The 20,470-nt window shown below is 37.6% G+C and carries 15 protein-coding genes; 10 read left to right on the top strand and 5 right to left on the bottom strand.

Features of this window, described 5'->3' with window-relative positions:
• Window positions 1-111 precede the first annotated feature (111 nt).
• From GAB14E_RS10410 to GAB14E_RS10425, 4 genes are all read left to right on the top strand, one after another.
• Window positions 112-747 (top strand): DUF1326 domain-containing protein, encoded by a 636-nt coding sequence (locus GAB14E_RS10410; protein WP_033082601.1) that lies wholly within the window; start codon window positions 112-114, stop codon window positions 745-747.
• Between the two features lie 27 nt (window positions 748-774).
• The gene (locus tag GAB14E_RS10415) at window positions 775-1,506 is read left to right on the top strand and encodes a DUF2182 domain-containing protein (protein ID WP_033082600.1); all 732 of its coding nucleotides are present in this window, start codon (window positions 775-777) and stop codon (window positions 1,504-1,506) included.
• 286 nt (window positions 1,507-1,792) lie between these two features.
• Window positions 1,793-2,863: a saccharopine dehydrogenase gene (locus GAB14E_RS10420; protein ID WP_033082599.1), complete on the top strand. Its 1,071-nt coding sequence runs from the start codon at window positions 1,793-1,795 to the stop codon at window positions 2,861-2,863.
• A 36-nt stretch (window positions 2,864-2,899) separates the two neighbouring features.
• Window positions 2,900-4,060: a saccharopine dehydrogenase C-terminal domain-containing protein gene (locus GAB14E_RS10425; protein WP_033082598.1), complete on the top strand. Its 1,161-nt coding sequence runs from the start codon at window positions 2,900-2,902 to the stop codon at window positions 4,058-4,060.
• A gap of 221 nt (window positions 4,061-4,281) precedes the next feature.
• Here GAB14E_RS10425 and GAB14E_RS10430 read toward each other — a convergent pair whose 3' ends face one another.
• Complete coding sequence (locus GAB14E_RS10430; protein ID WP_052093719.1) at window positions 4,282-6,633, bottom strand: aminotransferase class III-fold pyridoxal phosphate-dependent enzyme; 2,352 nt, start codon at window positions 6,631-6,633, stop codon at window positions 4,282-4,284.
• Complete coding sequence (gene lacZ, locus GAB14E_RS10435) at window positions 6,633-9,887, bottom strand: beta-galactosidase, LacZ type (RefSeq protein WP_033082597.1); 3,255 nt, start codon at window positions 9,885-9,887, stop codon at window positions 6,633-6,635. The genes GAB14E_RS10430 and lacZ overlap by 1 nt, the downstream gene beginning before the upstream one ends.
• Before the next feature lie 191 nt (window positions 9,888-10,078).
• Between lacZ and GAB14E_RS10440 the strand changes: the two genes are divergently transcribed.
• On the top strand, window positions 10,079-10,798 hold the full coding sequence (locus GAB14E_RS10440; RefSeq protein WP_033082596.1) for a FadR/GntR family transcriptional regulator: 720 nt from the start codon (window positions 10,079-10,081) through the stop codon (window positions 10,796-10,798).
• A gap of 65 nt (window positions 10,799-10,863) precedes the next feature.
• Here GAB14E_RS10440 and GAB14E_RS10445 read toward each other — a convergent pair whose 3' ends face one another.
• Complete coding sequence (locus GAB14E_RS10445; RefSeq protein ID WP_033082595.1) at window positions 10,864-11,913, bottom strand: energy transducer TonB; 1,050 nt, start codon at window positions 11,911-11,913, stop codon at window positions 10,864-10,866.
• A 362-nt stretch (window positions 11,914-12,275) separates the two neighbouring features.
• On the opposite strand from GAB14E_RS10445, the gene GAB14E_RS10450 reads away from it, so the two are divergent.
• The 5 genes from GAB14E_RS10450 (at window position 12,276) to GAB14E_RS24155 (ending at window position 17,961) form a co-directional block, all read left to right on the top strand.
• Window positions 12,276-12,887: a hypothetical protein gene (locus tag GAB14E_RS10450; protein WP_156115737.1), complete on the top strand. Its 612-nt coding sequence runs from the start codon at window positions 12,276-12,278 to the stop codon at window positions 12,885-12,887.
• Between the two features lie 401 nt (window positions 12,888-13,288).
• Window positions 13,289-15,604 carry a reprolysin-like metallopeptidase gene (locus GAB14E_RS0123040; RefSeq protein ID WP_081967816.1) on the top strand — a complete coding sequence of 772 codons (2,316 nt, stop codon included), beginning with the start codon at window positions 13,289-13,291 and terminating at the stop codon, window positions 15,602-15,604.
• On the top strand, window positions 15,601-15,960 hold the full coding sequence (locus GAB14E_RS10455) for a hypothetical protein (RefSeq protein WP_033082593.1): 360 nt from the start codon (window positions 15,601-15,603) through the stop codon (window positions 15,958-15,960). The genes GAB14E_RS0123040 and GAB14E_RS10455 overlap by 4 nt, the downstream gene beginning before the upstream one ends.
• 5 nt (window positions 15,961-15,965) lie before the next feature.
• A complete protein-coding gene (locus GAB14E_RS10460; RefSeq protein WP_269429116.1) occupies window positions 15,966-16,676 on the top strand; it encodes a response regulator in 711 nt (236 codons plus the stop codon).
• The gene (locus GAB14E_RS24155) at window positions 16,666-17,961 is read left to right on the top strand and encodes an ATP-binding protein (RefSeq protein ID WP_052093717.1); all 1,296 of its coding nucleotides are present in this window, start codon (window positions 16,666-16,668) and stop codon (window positions 17,959-17,961) included. The genes GAB14E_RS10460 and GAB14E_RS24155 overlap by 11 nt, the downstream gene beginning before the upstream one ends.
• A 43-nt stretch (window positions 17,962-18,004) precedes the next feature.
• Here GAB14E_RS24155 and GAB14E_RS25555 read toward each other — a convergent pair whose 3' ends face one another.
• Both GAB14E_RS25555 and lpdA read right to left on the bottom strand, forming a co-directional pair.
• On the bottom strand, window positions 18,005-18,565 hold the full coding sequence (locus GAB14E_RS25555) for a type II secretion system protein (RefSeq protein ID WP_033082592.1): 561 nt from the start codon (window positions 18,563-18,565) through the stop codon (window positions 18,005-18,007).
• A gap of 351 nt (window positions 18,566-18,916) precedes the next feature.
• Window positions 18,917-20,350, bottom strand: coding sequence for a dihydrolipoyl dehydrogenase (gene lpdA / locus GAB14E_RS10470; protein WP_033082591.1), 1,434 nt, complete (start codon window positions 20,348-20,350; stop codon window positions 18,917-18,919).
• Window positions 20,351-20,470 lie beyond the last annotated feature (120 nt).

Below are 20,470 nucleotides of genomic sequence, written 5' to 3'. Positions count from 1 at the left end.
ACTTAGCTCATAATGTTAATTATTTTCTCCCTCAATTACCGTAAATCCATTTACCTGTATAAAAAACGACCTATACTGATAACTTGTTTTATAATTTTTGTGGAGGTTCTCATGTCCAATGAAGAATCTAATAAAAACACTTGGTCGTTATCAATGCATCAAATCGAATGCTGTAATTGCAGTCATGGCTGTGGTTGTCAGTTCTCCGGTTTTCCTGATAGTGAATCAGGCAGCTGTGAAGCATTGATAGGTTTCTATATAAAGTCGGGGCATTTGAATACACTTGATTTAGCTAACATTAAAGTTATTCTTGCTGCCGCGTGGCCAAAGGCCATTCATCAAGGTGACGGAAAAGCGATATTATTCATAGACTCTGCAGCCTCTCTTGAGCAAGTGGCTGCTATCGCCAGCATATTCACCGGCCAATTTGGCGGCATGCCATTCGAAGCTTTGGCAGGAACATTTTCTGAACTCGAAGGGCCGATAGTTACTGAAATTCAAATGGAAACGGATGATAAAAAGTCCAGTTTTAGTATTCCTGATGTAATTGAAGTTGAGCATACACCCTTAATAAACCCAATGAATGGCGAAGATCAAAATGTGCATATTACTTATCCTGATGGTGGCTTTTTTTGGAATGATGGCATCATAGGTACAACTAAAAGTATGTCGATAAAACATAATATGATGTCGTTTAATCATGTCGGTCATTTTGCTGCTAAAGCCGAAGTTAATTGGTCTAACTAAACACATGACGATAAGGATTACTCCTACATGATCAGAGCAAGCCATCTAGTAAAGCATTGGCCAATGTTTGTTGCATTCGCCATTATCAGCGTGGCTTGGTATTACATATTTTTTATCATGAAAATGAATATGTCGCCTGTAGCTCAATGGGACTATGTAGATGTTATTTTGTTATTTATCATGTGGGCAATCATGATGGCGGCTATGATGCTACCTTCTGCCCTACCAATATTTCACCTGATAGAGAAAATAAACCACCAGCGTGAGGCACGTAATGCAGCGTATAGCTCAAGTATTTATTTTATTTTAGGCTACTTACTTGCTTGGCTTTGCTATAGCTTCGCTATTACCTTGCTGCAATGGTGGTTTCATCACTTAGCCTTGTTAACACCCATGATGAAAAGCGCTCAGCTTGAATTTACTTGTTTAATACTATTATTAGCTGGGGTATACCAATGGCTGCCCATCAAACAACGTTGTTTAAATCATTGTCGATCACCATTAGGATTTATTACTTCTTCATGGCAAGAAGGTGCTATTGGCACATTTAAAATGGGCGTTAGCCATGGCCAATACTGTCTAGGCTGTTGTTGGATATTAATGGCATTACTACTCGTTTTTGGTGTAATGAATTTACTATGGATTATTGCCTTAACGTTTATAGTGTTCATTGAAAAGCTGGTACCTAACGGTGTGTTATTCAGTAAAATATTAGGCGTTTTGTTAATTTTATCTTCTATGTGGTTATTTATTGCTTAGTTTTTAAAAGCGCTTTAGCTTTAATGGCTGCACATCATCGCATTGTTATAACCACTGTAAATAATAACTTGCCATAAATTGAAAGCTGGTGTGCATCAGATAAGGTAGCTCACCCAATGCTTGGCACTTTTTAGTAATAAAAACCTATTATACCCTCAGTCAAAGTGTCACTGATGAACACTTGTTTAAAGCCCACTGTTATTAATAAAACTATATCGTCAAATTGAAATACAGTATACCATAGTATTTATACTACAAATAAACCGATAAATTAGAGAACAGAGCTATGACACAAACTCATCTGTGGTTAAGAGCCGAAAGTAAACCTCAAGAACAACGTACTGCATTAACACCGCAAAGTGCCAAACAGCTACTTGAAGCAGGTTTTAAAGTAACTATAGAATCATCAAGGCAAAGTATTTTTTCTCTAGATGAGTACCAAAGCTCAGGTGTTGAAATCGCCGCAGAGGGTAGCTGGGTCAATGCACCAAGTAATGCCATTATTTTAGCGTTAAAGGAACTGCCTGAAGATAAGTTTCCGCTATCTCATCAGCATATTTATTTTGCTCACGCCTATAAAGAGCAGGAAGGCTGGCAAGCACTGCTAAATCGTTTTACTCAAGGGCAAGGGAAATTATTAGATCTTGAATACTTAGTTGATAACAATAATCGACGCATAGCCGCTTTTGGTTATTGGGCTGGCTTTGCTGGTGCCGCTTTAGCTGTTATGGCTTGGGTAAATCAACAAGCAAAGGTAACCCCACCATTGGCTGATATAAATTCATATGCCAGTCAGCAGATTTTATTAAAAGAATTATCTGATTCTCTGGCTAAAAGTAATAAAAAACCTAAGGTATTAGTCATTGGCGCTAAAGGTCGAAGTGGCTCTGGCGCTGTCGCTCTAGCTAAAGCGCTTGACCTAGAAACAATAGAATGGGATATCAAAGAAACTAAAAAAGGTGGTCCATTTTTAGAGATACTCACTATGGATATTTTAGTTAATTGTGTATTTATTAATGAAGATTTACCGCCCTTTATCACTAAAGAGTTATTAGATGATGACAATCGTTCATTAGCAATTATTGCTGATGTTAGCTGTGACCCTTATGGTAGTTACAATCCGCTACCTATTTATCATCAATGCACTACTTTCAAATCACCCTGTATTTCAATAATTGCCGGGGAAAAACCTTTAAACCTAATTGCCATTGATCATTTACCTTCGTTATTGCCAAAAGAAAGCAGTGAAGATTATGGCCAACAATTAGTTACACACCTATTAACTCTAAATGATCAAAGCCAAGGTGTTTGGCCTAAAGCATTAGATTTATTTAACAACAAAACAGCCGCACTTTAAAACAACTGCCGCTTTTATAAATAATAAGGAACACTTATGTCAGCAACCATTCATTGGCTTGGCGCCGGTCTCTCATCTATTCCAGGCATCGAAAAGTTAGCGCACGATAATCGCAAGGTAATCGTATGGAATAGAAGCTTAGGTAAAGCTCAAACTGCACTTAAAAGTATCATCGATAAAATCGAAATAAAAACACTCGATTGGGCATCGTTAAACGATACTGTAGTAGCCGGTGATATTCTAATATCCATGTTACCAGCAACTATGCATATACAAGTTGCAGAGTTGTGTTTGGCTAAAAAAGCTCACTTTGTTTCAAGTAGTTATATTTCCCCTGAAATGCAGGCATTAGATGAAAAAGCTAAAGAGTCATCATTATGCTTCGTCAATGAAGTTGGTTTAGATCCTGGTTTAGACCATTTATTAGCCCATGCCTTAGTTGATAATTACAAAAGTAGTGAGCAATATAATAGCGATAACGAATTATATTTCCGCTCTTACTGTGGTGGCTTTCCAAAAGTTGCTAATGATTTTAAATACAAATTTAGTTGGTCACCACTAGGTGTACTAAAAGCGTTAAAATCTCCGGCAAAATGGCTAGAGAATGGTAACGTCGGCACATCGAATGCCCCTTGGGAAGCCTTAGCCGATTACAGCATTGATTTAGCAAATGGTCGTGAAACGTTTCAATGTTACCCCAACAGAGATTCATTGCCTTTCATGGCGCAATACCAGCTTGAAAATGAAAATGTTCAACAATTTGTCCGTGGTACATTACGTTTAGCTGGTTGGTCAGACGCATGGGCTGGTTTATTTGATAAAGTTGCGACGCTGACATCATCTGCTTCTGCTGAAACAGCAGAGCAAGAATTAAAAACCATTAGTGAAGAGCTAGAACGCAAATACAGCTACGCTGAAAATGAACCGGACCGTGTGGTCTTGCATGTTGAGTTAGTCGCTAAAAAAGCCGATGAAAACGTGTGGCAACAAAGTTACTTACTTGACTCTTGTGGCAATGAAAAAGGTCAAGCTATGGCTCGTCTTGTTTCTATTCCAGTAAGTTTTGCTATTGAATCGGTAATAGATGGTACCGCAAAATCTGGCGTAAGTGCAGCCCCACATCAAGCTATCGAAGTAGCTAAGTGGATGGAAAAACTTGCTGAATTAGGTGAAGAGATCACACTGCAAAAGACATAAACACTGATTTTATGCCCAATAAAAAGCCTGCGACTAAGCAGGCTTTTTTGTGAGTTAAACTATTTAATGCCTTACCTGAACTCTGGATAATGAGTGCTTGGTATTAAGTAAAAACAATAATTTAGGTTGTTAACAATAAAATTTACAAGATTAAGTAGCGATAAATCCTATCAATGTTTCAATGTATTTGATTATCAAGAGTTCAGGTTACCTAATAACCATTAACTAAACTTTGCCAAGCCCAACCTCAGCACACTAATAAATTCATCGGCATCAGTTTTGCTAAATGCCAAAGGTGGTTTGATCTTCAAGATATTGTAATAGCGCCCTTCAGTACTTAATAATATATTGTGTTCTTTAAAGAATTCAACCAACAGCCCGGTTTTATCGGTAGCTGGCTCTTTCGTTACTCTATCTTCAACGAGTTCAACACCAATAAACAAACCTAAACCACGTACATCACCAATTAAGGCAAAGTCTTGTTGAACTTGTTCTAATTGCGCCATGAAATAAGCACCTAACTGCAATGCATGCTGCTGTAAGTTTTCATCATGAATAACATCTAACACAGCGCTACCAATGGCGCATGACACCGGATTACCACCAAAGGTGTTGAAGTACTCCATGCCGTTAACAAAAGCATCAGCAATGGCTTGTGTAGTAATAACGGCCGCCATAGGATGGCCATTACCAATAGGTTTTCCTAAGGTAACTATGTCAGGCGTAACACCTTGGGTTTCAAAAGCCCACATATGAGTGCCAACACGGCCAAAACCTACTTGTACTTCATCGGCAATACAAACACCACCAGCAGCTCTTACTTTTTCATAAACTGCAGATAAATAGCCATCGGGCATAATAATTTGTCCGGCGACTCCTTGCAGTGATTCACAAATAAAGGCACTCGGTTTTTTCTTTTGCTCGGCAATGTTACTCAATACCTTGTTAACACTGTCGGCATAAGCGTTTGTAGTTTCAGGGCTATTACCAAGATGGGTGCCACGATAAGGGTCAGGCAAATCAACAATATGCACATATTCAGCAGCGCCAGCTCCACCTGGACCATCAAATTTATAAGGGCTGGCTTCAATACAAGCATTGGTATTGCCATGATACGCGCCGTCAACTACCAATAACTCTGTGCCTTTGCTGTAATTTTTTGCCAATCGAAAAGCCAGTTCATTGGCTTCACTACCCGAGTTAACTAACATACAGACAGATAATTCATCAGGCATGGTTGCCAATAGTTTCTCGGCATAATTAACAATGTTATCGTGTAAATAACGCGTATTAGTATTGAGCTTGCCTAACTGCTCTTGTCCTGCAGAGACAACTTTAGGGTGACAGTGACCAACATGACAAACATTATTGACCATATCTAAATAACGTCGCCCTTGTTCATCAAAAAGATAAGCGCCTTGACCACGGACAATTTTAAGTGGCTGTTGATAACTCAAGCTTAGGGTTTTACCTAGATGCTTTTTACGAAAGCTGGTTATATCGGTTTTGCTTTTACCGCTATCAGTTTCAAAGCCACAAGCTAAACGAAGTTGACACAATACCGAGTAAGCATTCTGCTTTTTCAGCTGTGTTAATAATTGCCATGCGGGTTTTGCTGAGATTAATAAATAGTCATTATCTGGCTGCGCTTTTATAGCTTGTGCTGAATTACAGACACTCACACACAAACGTAAAGCGATAAGAGATAATAAGACTTCAAGCTCGGTTGCTGTTAATTGATTATGCTGATGATAGCTAGCAACAATTGTCACTAAAGCATTAATAGGATCTGCTTGTTTCATTAATGCATAAGCGCAAGTGATCGCTAATTCATTGATCACATGGCTAAAGACCATATCGCCAAAATCAATCAAGCCAGTTATGCTAGTGGCACATTCAGTACTGTTAACAATTAAGTTATAGTCATTCGCATCATTATGAATCACACCTTGGCGGCACTGCGAAAGCAATGCCATGGTTTGTGTTTGATAAATATCTAAGAAGTGCTCAACCAATACTTGCTCTGCTGAGCTGAGCAAATCTTTCTTGGTTTGGCAAATGCCGAACCCATGAGCTAAATCCCATTCAAAAAAACGATAGGCACCCGGATGAGAAAAGTCACTTAAACCGTTATTAATTTCTGCGATAAACTGACCAAGGGACTGCCACAACTCACTTGTCTGTGTCTTAGTGTTGATATCTGCATAAAAATCGCCAGTTAAATAACTCAGTACCCTTAAATTAAAATTAATGCCACTACCATCTGTTATTCGCGTCATTTGCTTTTGCTGTTGGTTAGCTAAAGCATGTGGCACAGCCAACTCTTTATTAGTTAAGTGAGCCATGGCCGCATTTTGCATCGCTAGTTCTAACGGTTTCTCAGCTGAGTTTGCTACCTTAACAATAAAACGTTTACCAGTATCTGTGCTCAATAATAGGTTTTGATCACAATAACCAGCTAACGGCTTTAATGTGCCAGATAGTTGATAATTGTCTGCTAATAATTTCAACAATTCAGCCTCAGAAAAGCCTGGTGTAGTAATTTCTTGTTCTGATTGATGTTCTTGAAGCATTATTTATTCTCCACTGAGTGTGCAAGGGTAGCTATAGCAGTTTTATCGATAAATGGGATCAAGGTAAAGCCATACTGATAACTTTTAGCAGGTAATCGATATTGGGCATGCACTAATCGACCCCAAGAAGTATCGCCACCAACCCCCATTTGTTTGTGATCTATATTGACTGTCACTAAATCACGCATAATTAATTCTGCGCCGTGTTTAGTGGTAACAGGCACCAGACCTGAAGCAGAAGCACTACCATCTTTACCAGCAATAAAATCTATATCCCGCTGTAAATATGGCCATGCACTGACACTTAATTCTTCATCACCAACACTGAGTAATCCTGCACCTGACGGAGCAGTAATTGCGAGCCAACGAACACCTGTTTTATTGCCATTTTCTTGCGGTCTTGAGTAATGGTGTATCTGCTGTTTTATCGGTAGTTGATAAATACCAATAGCTGCGGAAGTTTTTCTATCAGCATAATTTTCATGGGGTCCACGACCAAACCAGCGAATAAATTGATAATCACCAGGCATAATAAGTTGCATACCAATTCGAGGTATATCAGGTAACTCTTGATTATCCGCCAAATTCAATGAACTGCTTACATGAATATTGCCATTAATAGAAACTTGATAGCTAACTTGATAATCACCTTTAAACAGTTTGCTACGGTAAACCGCTTTAACAACTATATCTGCTTGTTCTTTGTTTACAGAAGGCAAACTGACTCGCTGGCTTGAAAGCTTGGAAAGTTGTAAACTATTAGCTGCTTGTTGCCAAATTTGTGCCCTTTTTTGCAGACCATTACCTAAATCATTATCTGTTGGTGCCCGCCAAAAATTAACTTTAAACGGCTGCTTAACTAAAGTAGAGATTAACGATTTCCCTTGATAATCAAAATGTTTCAACCAACCTGATTGCTGGTCAAAAGCAATCAGTATTTTATCATTGCTGATGGTAATACTTTCTTTGCCTTGAGTTAGCTTTAACGCTGTACCTACTTTAGCTAGTTGCTTATTCTGGCTGGTACTCGAACTTTCTTTAACGGGTAATTTAAACTGCTCAAATGCCACTTCATGTTCTTTATCTAATAACGGCTTAGGTTCATTAACCACCATTTTCAAGGTAATAAAATATTCTTTATCGCTATGTTTAGGCAAATGAGGCAAGACTTCATTTAAGGTTACCAATTTAGTATCTCCCGCAGCAATATCAGGCATGCCTTGATGACCTTGAGCGACAGCTTCGCCATCTGCAGTTAATTGCCATTGCAAGTCATAAGAATTTAAATTACTAAAAGTAAATTTATTTGTAATCGAAAATTTTGCTTTCGCTAAACCTATCGCTTGAAATTTTACTGGTTGATAAACTTTTTTAACTTCAAACAGGTGTGGATGAGGTTCACGGCTTGGATTAACCAAGCCATTATTTAAGAAGTTACCATCACTGGGTAAATCAGGATGGAAATCTTTACCATAAGCCCAGTATTTCACCCCATTACTATTGGTATACTCTAAAGACTGGTCAACCCAATCCCAAATAAAGCCACCTTGTAATACGTCATACTTTTCAATAACATTCCAATAGTCTTGTAAGTTACCTACTGAATTTCCCATAGCATGAGCGTATTCAATCATAATACTTGGGCGATGTGGATTAGACTTAGCATACTTTTCAAGACGTTCAATGGAAGGGTACATAGGCGCAAAAATATCAGTATAGTGTTCTTCACCTGCTGGTTCATATTGCACAAGTCGACTATCATCATTTTCTTTTAGCCAAGCGTAGGTCGCTTCAAAAACTTTACCCTCTCCCGCTTCATTACCCAAAGACCAAATAATAATAGACGGATGGTTTTTATCACGCTCAAACATACGTTTAGTACGATCTAGATGGGCCGGTAACCAACTCATTTCATTACCCAACTGCGTTTTTTCATCAATGGCTAATGGATGTGATTCAATATTGGCTTCATCTATAACATAAAGGCCATATTTATCAGTAAGGTCATACCAATAGGGATCATTTGGGTAATGGCTTGAACGCACGGCATTGATATTAAATTGCTTCATTAGCTTAATATCTTGTTCCATTAACGCTTTACTCACCACATGACCATGCAAAGGCGAAGTTTCATGTCTATCAACACCGCGAATATAAATAGCTTTCCCGTTGACAGTTAACTGGCTATTTACTACTTCAATATGCCTGAATCCTATCTCGTCTTTTACCACTTCTAAAACTTGCCCATTACTGTCTGATAATGTCATTACCAAAGTATATAAATTAGGTATTTCAGCGCTCCATAACCTTGGCTGGTTAAAGTTACCGTTAAATTCAATTTGAGCACTTTTATTTACGCCAACCGAGATTGATTTTTCCCCTGATAAGATAACTTTATAATGATTAAGTGGGTCTAACAGCTGGTAAGTTAATTTAAGATTTTTAGCAGCTTGTTTAGCTTTGTTATTTACATCAATTTCAACGCTAAAGTTAGCCTGGCTGAAATCCTTACTTAGTTTTGGCTTGGCATGAAAATCAAATATTTGTTGTTTGTCGCGGGCAAAAAGATAAACATCGCGTTCAATACCGGAGATACGTAACATATCTTGGCTTTCTAGGTAACTAGCGTCGGTCCAACGACGAATTTGAAAGGCAAGTAGGTTTTCATCACTGTTAATGTATGGCGTTAGGTCAAATTCTGCCGGTGTTTTTGATCCTTGACTAAAACCGACCTTTTTACCATTTAGCCAAACATCAAGCGATGATTTTGCCGCCCCTACATGAAGGTATACTCGTTTGTTCTGCCAATGACTAGGCAAAGTAAACTTCTTACGATAAGAGCCAATAGGGTTATAATCTGTTGGTGCATCAGGCCAAGTAGTGCTAAACGGAAAACGCTCATCTAAATAGATAGGATAGCCAAAACCTTCTACTTCCCAATTACCAGGTACAGGTATTTGTGACCAATTTGAATCATCAAAGTTGAACTGCTCAAAACCTTGAGGTTTATCTTTAGGTGATCTTTGCCAATCAAATTGCCATAAACCATTAAGTAATATAAAACGTCGACTTTGCTGTTTATTATCAACTAGTGCTGCTTTTTTTGAGGCAAAAGGAAATAAGCTGGCATGGGGCTCTAGCTTATTAATCGCGAATACTTGGTGATCTTGCCACGGCGGTCTTGATTGCTCGGCAAAGCTACTCCCCGCAAATAAAGTGACGACAAGAGTAAAAAATACTACACTAGCTTTCATAGATAAACACCGAATTGTATACAATAGTATTAATAATACAAATAAGACCCAGCTTGTTCAAGTGTTTTACTCTAAGTTTTAGTACTCGAGTCAAATACAGCAAGGCTGAGTACCCTTTAACTTTATTTATACTTATTACGACCAACCTAGCTTAAAGCATACTTATTACCCATTCAAATTAGGCAAATACCATGGAAATTTCCCACCGTAATCTAACTCAGCAACTAGTCCATGAGTTAGGTAAAGCAATACTACAAGGAAAATACAGTGAGAATAAATTACCTTCTGAAGCTGATATTGCCAAAGAATACGATATAAGCAGAACCGCAACTCGTGAAGCCATTAAAATGCTGACCGCCAAGGGCTTAATTAGCTCAAGACCTAGGCAGGGCATTAAAGTACAAGATATAAAACACTGGAACTTGTTTGATAGTGATGTTCTGAGGTGGGTGCTCTTAGGCAAACCTGATTTATACATGTTAAGGCACTTTTTAGATGTACGCTTAGCTATTGAACCCGCAGCGGCCTCATTAGCAGCGAGATATGCTTCTGATGATGAAATCATAAAAATTGAAACCAGTTTATCGAAATTGAAATTCGAAGGCTCTGGTTATGATGATACCCATCAAGCAGACATTGATTTTCATAAAAGCATTTTATTTGCCAGTAATAATCCGTTCTTTATTCAATTACAAACTTTTGTCGAAACGGCTTTAAAAGTAAATTTACACTTTACTAAACGTGCTGATGCAGTGAGTGAAAAGGAATACCAAGAACATGTTGATATTTTTAACTGCATCAAAGCAGGCGATGAGCAAGGTGCCTTTGATACCGCAGCTAAAACTACCAAGTTAACCATATCATTGGTAAATGAAAGAATTGCTGCATTAGAGCGTATTAATAAAACTTAATTGGACTGGTCGATACTACCAAACCCATTAAATATTTTAGATTACCACGTGAAAAATTAACCTAGCTAGCTTTTTAATGGGTGTTCAATTAACTTAAAGCTAGTTTTTGGCTCACCATAGACATAGATACTACAGTTTTCCCAGCTGCTAGGTAATTTCCAAGTATTATCTTTTTCAACTGTATATACGTGGCGTTTATTAGCACAACGAACATCTAGAGTATGTAATGAGCCCTCAACATCGGTTAATGAAAACTCATTCCTAACCAGATTTTCGAACCAATAATCCGCTTTAATCTCTCCATTAATAACAATATCCTGATTGCTACTAATAAGTACGTTAACATCAGCTATTATTTTCTCATATTTTTCCTGATGTGGTTGTGCCGCGTCTAACTTAATGAGCTCTTCATAGGTACTAAAAGCATTCTGAAATTGATTGAGTGTTACTTCTAAATAAAACCGTTGAGAGAGCACTGAAAATGCTAACTGTTCACTGCTTGCCCCAGTGTCAAGATATACACGATTAAGATGATATAGCTCAGTTACTGTGTCACCAATTTCTTTGGCATAATTTGCAGCAAGGATATGCATATAGTTATTTTCAATCAAGTGCATATATTTAACTTTTTTCATTTGAGCCAATTGCTCTTCAACTATTTTATAGTCTTTATCTTTTATTGCTTGAGTAGCAATATTATATTTCCGATGAAAGCGTCGGGTAACTCCTTTTACGCCATTTTTGTTTCCCATTTTAAAGTTCATCTGTATGTCATTAATACACTGCTGTATCGGTTTACCATTTTCAAAGGCTGGTTGATACTTCCATTGAGATACTGCTTTTAATGAAGCCTTATCAAAATCGGCACTACCAGATGACTCTTTAACAAGGACATTAGATACCTCACCTTTTTCATCGATAACAAAGCTAAGTACTGTCCAACCTTCTCTGCTTTGCCTAGCAGCTGAAACAGGGTATTTAGGGCTAACTCTTTTGATTGGCTCAGGTACGATAATAGTTGAAAGGTGTTGAGAGATATCAGCAGCATTAACATTAGAGTTAACACCAAAAGCTACAGAAATGGAGAGGGTTGCGACAAATAGCTTATGAAACATGAGTAATTCCTTTTTATTCTTTTTATTCCGTTGAAGTCAGCAAAACTTTAGCAGAGTGCAAAGTTCAGGTCTATTAAAAGCAAAAAACAACATTTGTTAAAAGGCTCGAAAAATTTAGTTTCTATAATCCATAGAAAATTCAGTCAAAATAAATTATTATTTTGTACTTTTATAGAAAAACTTCTTACAATGTTGCCTTAACAGCATTGTAATTGTTAATGTTTTGTTAACATACGATAATAAAAGATAGAACAATTGCAGTACCTTTCTTACTGAATTTCGCTGCTGATATTACAAATAGACTTTCATCTATCCAATGGTAAACTGTTGGTGGTAAATCAAACAATAAGAAGAATAATAATATGCACAAGAATAACAAAATTTACTGGTCGTATATTCGCGCTTTAACTTTCACTGGAGTATGCCTAGTAGCATTTTTTAGCTTCATGGCAAACGCAATGACAATAACGGCTGAAATGAGCCCTGAAGTTACCAGTGAATATAACAAACAGCTAGACTTACAAACTTGGCCAAAGATGCATACTAAATTAGCCTTAATGGATAACCCTTATGCTACATTTTACAAAACAATCAGAAAAAAACTGAAAAAAGAAGCTATTACAGGTAAGCGCCGTCGTTTAATGACTCATGACGAAAGTATAGTTTCCGCTAAAAAGAAGCGTTTTGATTACTGCCAAGCATCAGTATCTTTTTTTGTCGATTTTGCTAAAAGAGCACACGACTTGTCAACACTAGAAAATAATCCTCTGACAAAAGATAAACTAATGACAGGCAATGGTGTTAAGTATCCTTTTACAGATCAAGAAGCTAATAATGCCAACTTTAGACCCGCACAAATAGCGCTAACGCTAGGTTGGAAGTACCAAGGCAAAGGCGAGCAATATGCAGAAGCATTTCTGGCGAACTGTTTAGCTATACCTGTTAGTTTGTATTACAAGGAAGATAGCTTTTAATAAGATAAATAAATCACCATTCAAATAGATAAATAAGCCAGTTACAGAGATAAGTAACTGACTTATTTATCTATTTTAGCGTTTACTAAAACGGTGGTTTATTCTCAACTTTTCAGTTAATAAAAAAATTTATACAACTATTAAACACAGATTTAGACTAACAATCCCTCTAGTCAGAACACCAGCAGTTCATTATTAAAAGTGTGCCTAAGCTGTACTTCAGCACATGAAAAAGCCTCAACATACCAAAACTTCTTCAAGTGTTTTACCACTTAGGTATTTAAACCTTGTTTAACATTTGTATCACTTTTGATACAAATGTTAAACAAATGGGTACGCTGAGACTATTATTAACAAGGTACATTATCTTCATCTTTAACGGCTAATATATTCGAGGTTTTATGAAAACATCAATCCTGCTTGCCAGCTTGCTATGCATGGTAACTAATGCCAACGCGCAAAATAGTGCACTCTTCTCAAATGAACAGTGGCATACCACCAAGTTAACAAATGAGCATAAGAATAGACTTATTAATGGCAAAGCCTCTGACAAAAAAACTTTCGATATAAATATCGCTGAATTAGAGCAATTGACTAGGAATAATAAATCCCTGCTTATTGATTTACCTTTGCCTGATGGAGAGTTTGTCCAGTTTAAGCTTAGCTCTTCAACGATAATGAGTAGCGAGTTAGCTGAAAAATACCCATCAATTAAAACCTTTACTGGCTACCAAGTTAATAACCCTGAGCATTCGGGCCGGTTTGATATTACCCCCCATGGTTTCCATGGCGTATTTAATTATGAAAAAGAAAAGGTCTATATAGAACCAATTAGCCGGACAAACAATCACCAGTATCAAAGCTACTTTAAAAAAGATGCACTACCGTTAACTAAAGATGCTCAAGGACGAAGATTAGCGCCTAGAAAAAATTCAATGTCGCTATTATCGCTTAGAAATGTAGCTAGAAAAACAATTAAAAAAACAACAAATGATTTAATCACTTATAAAATAGCGATAGCGGCGACTGCTGAGTACAGTAGTTTTCATGGTGGCACTAAAGAGAAGTCTTTAGCCGCCATAGTAACTTTGCTCAATCGAGTAAATGAAGTTTACAGTAGAGACTTAGCAATACAATTTGAATTAGTGGCCAATAATGACGCCATTATTTATTTAGATGCCTCTACCGACCCCTTTAAAAATACCGATGAAGATATTGATTTAATAAGCCAAGTAATTAATGGCGCAATCGGTGTCAGTAATTATGATATTGGCCATTTACTTGGCACCGGTGGTGGTGGGTTAGCTGGCTTTGCTGTTGTTTGTTCTGCTGAAAAAGCGGAAGGCCTAACAGGAAGTGATAGCCCAACAGCCGATGCCTTTTATATTGATTATGTTGCCCATGAAATTGGTCATCAGTTTGGTGCTGAACATACCTTTAATGGCAGTCAAGGTTCTTGTCAAGACAACAGAGAAGCAAACAGTGCATATGAGCCCGGTAGTGCTTCTTCTATTATGGGTTATGCCGGAATTTGTGATGGCCAAGATTTACAAAATGCTTCCAACCCATATTTTCATATTCATTCAATTGATCAAATTAGTGAGTTTAATCGACAAATCAGTTCATCCTGTGGCGTTAAAACACAGCTAAATAATACTGCACCAACAGTAAATGCGGGGAGTGACTATACCATTCCTGCTCGTACACCTTTCACCCTAACAGGCTCTGCAACTGATGTAGAAGGTAACACCTTAACCCATAGCTGGGAACAATTTGACTTAGGTGGTGCAACGAGTAACAAAGCTGAAGACCAAACAGATGATGGCAGTAGACCATTATTTAAAACACTATCGCCATCAGCAGATACAAGCCGTACTCTTCCTGCCATGGCAGACATTTTAGCCAATAAACAAGTGTTTGGAGAAACATTACCCACAACTACCCGAGCACTAAATTTCAGACTAGTTGTTAGAGATAATCAAGGTAATGTCAGTGATGATGCGACAAAGCTTAGTGTTATCACTAACCAACAAGGTTTCAGCATTAGCCAACCTAGTAATTGGAATAGTAGCAAGCAATTAGTCACTTGGCATACGGCAGCCACCGAACAAGCGCCCATTTCATGTACCCAAGTTAACTTATTACTTTCTGTTGATTCTGGTTTAACCTTCAGTCAAACATTGGCAAGTAAAACAGCTAATGATGGTAGTGAAGAGATCAATTTACCCGAGATAACAACCGAAAAAGCACGATTAAAATTAACCTGTGATAATAATATTTTCTTTGCTATCAATAACCAAGATTTTCAGATTAATAATCAAGGTAGTACCAATAGCAAACCTACTGCGGTTGATGATCAAATAACACTAGAGCAAGATAAAGTAACAACAATCGATGTGTTAAGTAATGACATCAATACCGATGGTCAGAGCTTACAATTAAAGAGTGTTAACTATACAGGTACAGGTAACGTCACCATCAATGACAATAAACTGACCTATACACCAGCTCAAGGCTTTGTTGGTACTGAGCAGTTAACTTATACCTTATCAGACAGCAGTGGCGACCTCGCATCAGCGGCATTAACGATTACCGTCACAGCGAATGTTGCTGTTGTTAAACCGACAAAAAAATCTTCCGGTGGTAGTATGTACTATCTATTATTGCTAACAGTAATAGCGTTAAGAAATAGAGCTTTTAAAGGGGTATACAAATGAAAAATTTACTTTGGTTAAATCTACTCATCTTAACGGCTTGCGGCAGTGATATAAGTCAGAGTGCACAGTCACAACTGGTCGAGTTGCCTGCTAATGTTGCTCAAGCAATCAATGTAGCTAAGGAGAATAAGGACCATAGATTAATGTACACGCTTGGCAGAAATCCGGTAATACCTGGTTTTGAAACCAACAACTTTACTGCACTTAAAAAACAATGTGGTATAAAACCCATACACGGCACCGGTGATGTCATAAAAAGCCCAAGTGATAAACAAGAGCGCCGAGTGAAGTATCAGTTTGCTAAAGAGTATAATACTAACATCTATGATCTTTGCCAAAAAATAGAGCATAAATAATACATATGAAAACAGACATGCAAAGCAGTGAAACCATTTTAATTATCGATGATGATGCTGAGCTCACCTCACTCATTAGTCAGTTTTTAACCATGAATGGTTATCAGGTAAGTGTGGAACATAATGGTGCCAATGCGCTAACAACTGTCGCACATATTCAACCAGACCTCATTGTTTTGGATCTTATGTTACCTGGCGTAGACGGTTTAACTATTTGCCGCCAATTAAAGCCTGATTTCATTAATCCTATCATTATGTTGACTGCGTTAGATGATGATATCGATGAGGTTACCGGGTTAGAAGTGGGCGCTGATGATTACTTATGTAAGCCAATAAAGCCGCGGGTTTTATTGGCTCACATCAGGGCTCAATTAAGAAGACAATCACACTTTAAAAATCTATCTTTACAGGATATAAAACAGGTCAGCAATGGCGCTCTCACCATTGATATTAGAAAACGTATTGTCCGCTATAATGAAAGTGATATCACCTTATCAAGTGCTGAATTCGACCTACTTTGGGTCCTAGCAATGAATGCTGGAAGTATTATTTCTAGAGATCAGTTACATAAAGAAATTTTTAAATTAGATTATGATGGTTTTGACCGTTCTATCGACCTTAGAATCTCAAGATTAAGAAAAAAACTAGGTGATGATCCCAAAGAGCCAAAAATAATTAAAACTATTCGTAATAAGGGTTATCTACTTGCAAATTAGCAATGCAAAGCCAAGCACACTTGTTCTAGCCCTTTTGCTCTTTAATATTACTATCGCCAGTTTATTAAATACTCATGTTTATTACTCTCTGGAAACTTTTGTTTATAAGCAATATGAAAATTACTTATTACAAGTCAAAGAGAAAATGCATAAAACCTTTAGTGATGTTCCAAATAATCAATGGCAAAGACAAGCAATTAAACTAGGACAAATCTTTGATACAGAATGTTTACTCATTGATAGAACAGCTGAAAATTTCTCTGCTGAGAACTTTAAATTATTACAATTAAAACAAGCACAATCTGGCCTTATCGATATTAATAGCTCAGTAATTTATTACCCCCTTGATAAGTATTATGTTGCTGAAATAGGACCCATCGCCTTCACAAACTGGCAAACATTCTTACTTGATTGGTTTAGCTGGCTCTGTGCACTTATTATCAATTTGCCGATAATATATTGGTACTTGACCACTATAGAAAAACATAAAGAGAACGTTTCTGCTATGTTACAAAATTTGCCTTTTAACGTCAGTAATGACACACAAAGCATTTATGAAAACATTAAAGATCTCAATAAGGTAATGCTTAAAGCTCAGCAAGAAAATTCCGAACGATTAATTTTACAACGAGATTTACTTCATGGTGTCGCCCATGAATTTCGAAGCCCTATGGCAAGAATTCAATTTGCCTTAGAGATGCTCGAAGAAACACCTGAACATGAGCATGACCGTTTAAGACGTAGCATGCATACCGCGCTGGAAGATCTGGATAAATTAGTAAAGGAGCTACTTTACTACGCTAAATTAAAAGATAGTGAAGCCATTATTTCCTTAGAAAACGTTAATCTGTTTGATACTTGTATGGCTGCCATTGACGAAGTTAAAGACTTTTACCCTGAAGTTGTATTTAAACTAACAACAAATGAAGCGGCCTATCTTAAAGGTAATACTAAACTGCTTAAGCGACTGTTGATAAACTTGCTGAGGAATGCCGGCCGTTTTGCCAACGAACAATGCAATGTTGCCCTTGTTGTAACAAATGACGGTATTGTCATTACTTTAGAAGATGACGGAATGGGTATTCCACCAGGTAAATCCTCAAGAATATTTGAACCCTTTACGCGTTTAGATGCGAGCCGATCAAGAGACTCTGGCGGCTGTGGACTAGGACTTGCTATCGTATTATCTATTGTTAACAAACATCACGGTACTATTAACCTGATTGAAGGTCAGTTACCAGGTGCTTGTTTTAAAATTACTCTGCCAAGCGATCACTCACAATAATTAAACCACTGGCTCAACCACCAGAAGATTAATTAGCAATAGATTAACAATCACTAAGATCTATACCTATAATTGATGGTTGAGCAATGGCAGGAATAGCAGTATCGTTTTGATTCATATAATATATATAACAACTATCTTGATTAACGTTTTTTCCAAGCGGAAAAATAACAAAGCCTCGCCCCGTACCAATAGTTGCAAAGCCTCGACTAATAAACCAATTCTGTCCCCGCTGCCGTACACACCATTTAAGTGATTCATCAGTACAATTATTTGATGAAACTTGGCCTATATCTGCAAAGTCGACAAGGTACACAAAAGTGTTATTCCAGCGGCCATCCGCTAGTTTACCTCTAACACGTATATTTTGACCACCATCAAGAGTGAAGCGGTTTTGGTTAGCATTTAAATCCTCTGGATTTAGTCGTATTTTCAATGCAATCAATGTTTCAGCCGATTTAAGTGCTCCTTTCATTGCTAACATTACTGCATCATTGGCATCATCCTGAAGGTTGATAAATTTAGGTGCTGCTGTTATTGCTAAAATAGCCAATAAGACCACTACTACAATTAATTCGATTAATGTAAAACCTTTATTGTTCATATCCTCTCCTTGGCGATTACATTAAACGTATTTAATTGTTCCATCAACATTCTAGAGCTTACTAGGCATAATTATAATATCCTAATTACTTATATATTTATTTTAACAGCTTAAATATAACTTTGAGCCTTCAAGCTAAGTAAATATGATTCATCTATCACGAAAATTACTGCTCATAGACATTGTCATATATAAAGCAAGGCTGTATCCCCTTGTCCATAAGCTCTGTAATTGAACAAGCCAGTTACAGAGGTCTATTAAAACAAAAAGCCCGTTCCTCCTAGAATTTACTAGTAGCAACAGGCTTTTTTGATATGCTAGCTTACTCCACGTTCATGAAGCCCTAGCGATTTACTTCTTTTTCTTTACTGCTTTAGCATTTGGTAAATCAGTGATTGACCCTTCAAATATTTCTGCTGCTAAGCCAATTGACTCATTTAACGTTGGGTGAGCATGAATCGTTAATGCAAGATCTTCAGCATCAGCGCCCATTTCAACGGCTAAACAGATTTCACCAAGCATTTCGCCAGCATTGATACCGACAATAGCACCACCAAGAACACGACCTGTTTCTTTTTCAAAGATCATCTTAGTTTTACCTTCAGTACGTGCAGAAGCGATAGCACGACCAGAAGCAGCCCATGGGAAGTTAGCAACTTCAATGTTTAAACCTTCAGCTTTTGCTTCTGCTTCAGTAACGCCAACCCAAGCCATTTCTGGATCAGTATAAGCAATTGAAGGGATACAACGTGGGTCAAACTCATGTTTCTTACCAGAAATAACTTCTGCTGCACAATGTGCTTCATGAACAGCTTTATGAGCAAGCATAGGTTGACCAACAACATCACCGATGGCGAAGATATGAGGTACGTTAGTACGTAACTCTTTAGATACGTTAATGAAACCACGTTCATCAACATTTACGCCAGCTTTATCAGCAGCAACTAAGTGACCGTTAGGCTTACGACCAACAGCAACTAAAATTTTGTCATAACGAACTTGTTCAGTTGGGGCTTTTTTGCCTTCAAAAGTAACGTATAAACCGTCATCTTTTGCTTCAACAGCAACAACTTTAGTAGACAACATGATATTGAATTTTTTCTTGTTGTAGTTGTTATATACCCTAACAATATCTTTATCAGCAGCTGGTACTAATTGATCAGCAAATTCAACCACAGATACATTAGAACCTAATGCTGAGTATACAGTTCCCATTTCTAGGCCAATGATACCGCCACCCAATACTAACAATTCTTCTGGAACGTCTTTAAGCTCTAACGCGCCTGTTGAATCAATAACACGTGGGTCATCGGTTGGAATGAAAGGTAAGTTAACCACTGATGAACCTGCCGCAATAATAGCATTCTCAAAACTGATAGTGGTTGTTTCGCCATCGTTGCCTTCAACAACAATAGTTTTATCCGAAGTAAATTTACCGTAGCCGTAAACTGTGGTTACTTTACGGCTTTTTGCCATACCTGATAAACCACCGGTAAGCTGTGCAGTTACACTGTCTTTCCAGCTGCGAATTTTATCTAAATCGATTTCAGGCTTACCAAAAGTAACACCGTGAGACGCCATTGCTGCTGCGTCATCAATTACTTTAGCTACGTGAAGTAATGCTTTAGAAGGGATACAACCAACGTTTAAACAAACGCCACCTAATGTTTCACGGCTCTCGACTAATACTACGTCTAAACCTAAATCTGCTGCACGAAATGCTGCAGAATAGCCGCCAGGGCCTGCACCTAATACTACTACTTGAGTTTTGATATCGTTACTCATAATTTTCCTCACTATTAGCTAAGAAAAATTCAATACGTTGTTCTTTTGTCCAATTGCTACGGCGAAAGTACTCATTGACTAACGTCAACTCCGTGCATTTTTCTTGCTATCGTACAAAGT

This window comes from Colwellia psychrerythraea, from assembly GCF_000764185.1.
Taxonomy (GTDB): domain Bacteria; phylum Pseudomonadota; class Gammaproteobacteria; order Enterobacterales; family Alteromonadaceae; genus Colwellia; species Colwellia psychrerythraea_B.
Note: the sequence above shows the minus strand (reverse complement) of the source record. Positions and strands in the feature narration are given on the sequence as shown.

Bases quoted from the DNA above. Each gene is read 5' to 3' on its own strand.
- GAB14E_RS10440 (WP_033082596.1), top strand. From the start codon at position 10,079: ATGGAAATTTCCCACCGTAATCTAACTCAGCAACTAGTCCATGAGTTA.
- GAB14E_RS10415 (WP_033082600.1), top strand. From the start codon at position 775: ATGATCAGAGCAAGCCATCTAGTAAAGCATTGGCCAATGTTTGTTGCA.
- GAB14E_RS10430 (WP_052093719.1), bottom strand. From the start codon at position 6,633: ATGCTTCAAGAACATCAATCAGAACAAGAAATTACTACACCAGGCTTT.
- GAB14E_RS10410 (WP_033082601.1), top strand. From the start codon at position 112: ATGTCCAATGAAGAATCTAATAAAAACACTTGGTCGTTATCAATGCAT.
- GAB14E_RS25555 (WP_033082592.1), bottom strand. From the start codon at position 18,565: ATGAACAATAAAGGTTTTACATTAATCGAATTAATTGTAGTAGTGGTC.
- GAB14E_RS10450 (WP_156115737.1), top strand. From the start codon at position 12,276: ATGCACAAGAATAACAAAATTTACTGGTCGTATATTCGCGCTTTAACT.
- lpdA (WP_033082591.1), bottom strand. From the start codon at position 20,350: ATGAGTAACGATATCAAAACTCAAGTAGTAGTATTAGGTGCAGGCCCT.
- GAB14E_RS0123040 (WP_081967816.1), top strand. From the start codon at position 13,289: ATGAAAACATCAATCCTGCTTGCCAGCTTGCTATGCATGGTAACTAAT.
- lacZ (WP_033082597.1), bottom strand. From the start codon at position 9,887: ATGAAAGCTAGTGTAGTATTTTTTACTCTTGTCGTCACTTTATTTGCG.
- GAB14E_RS10420 (WP_033082599.1), top strand. From the start codon at position 1,793: ATGACACAAACTCATCTGTGGTTAAGAGCCGAAAGTAAACCTCAAGAA.
- GAB14E_RS10460 (WP_269429116.1), top strand. From the start codon at position 15,966: ATGAAAACAGACATGCAAAGCAGTGAAACCATTTTAATTATCGATGAT.
- GAB14E_RS10455 (WP_033082593.1), top strand. From the start codon at position 15,601: ATGAAAAATTTACTTTGGTTAAATCTACTCATCTTAACGGCTTGCGGC.
- GAB14E_RS10445 (WP_033082595.1), bottom strand. From the start codon at position 11,913: ATGTTTCATAAGCTATTTGTCGCAACCCTCTCCATTTCTGTAGCTTTT.
- GAB14E_RS10425 (WP_033082598.1), top strand. From the start codon at position 2,900: ATGTCAGCAACCATTCATTGGCTTGGCGCCGGTCTCTCATCTATTCCA.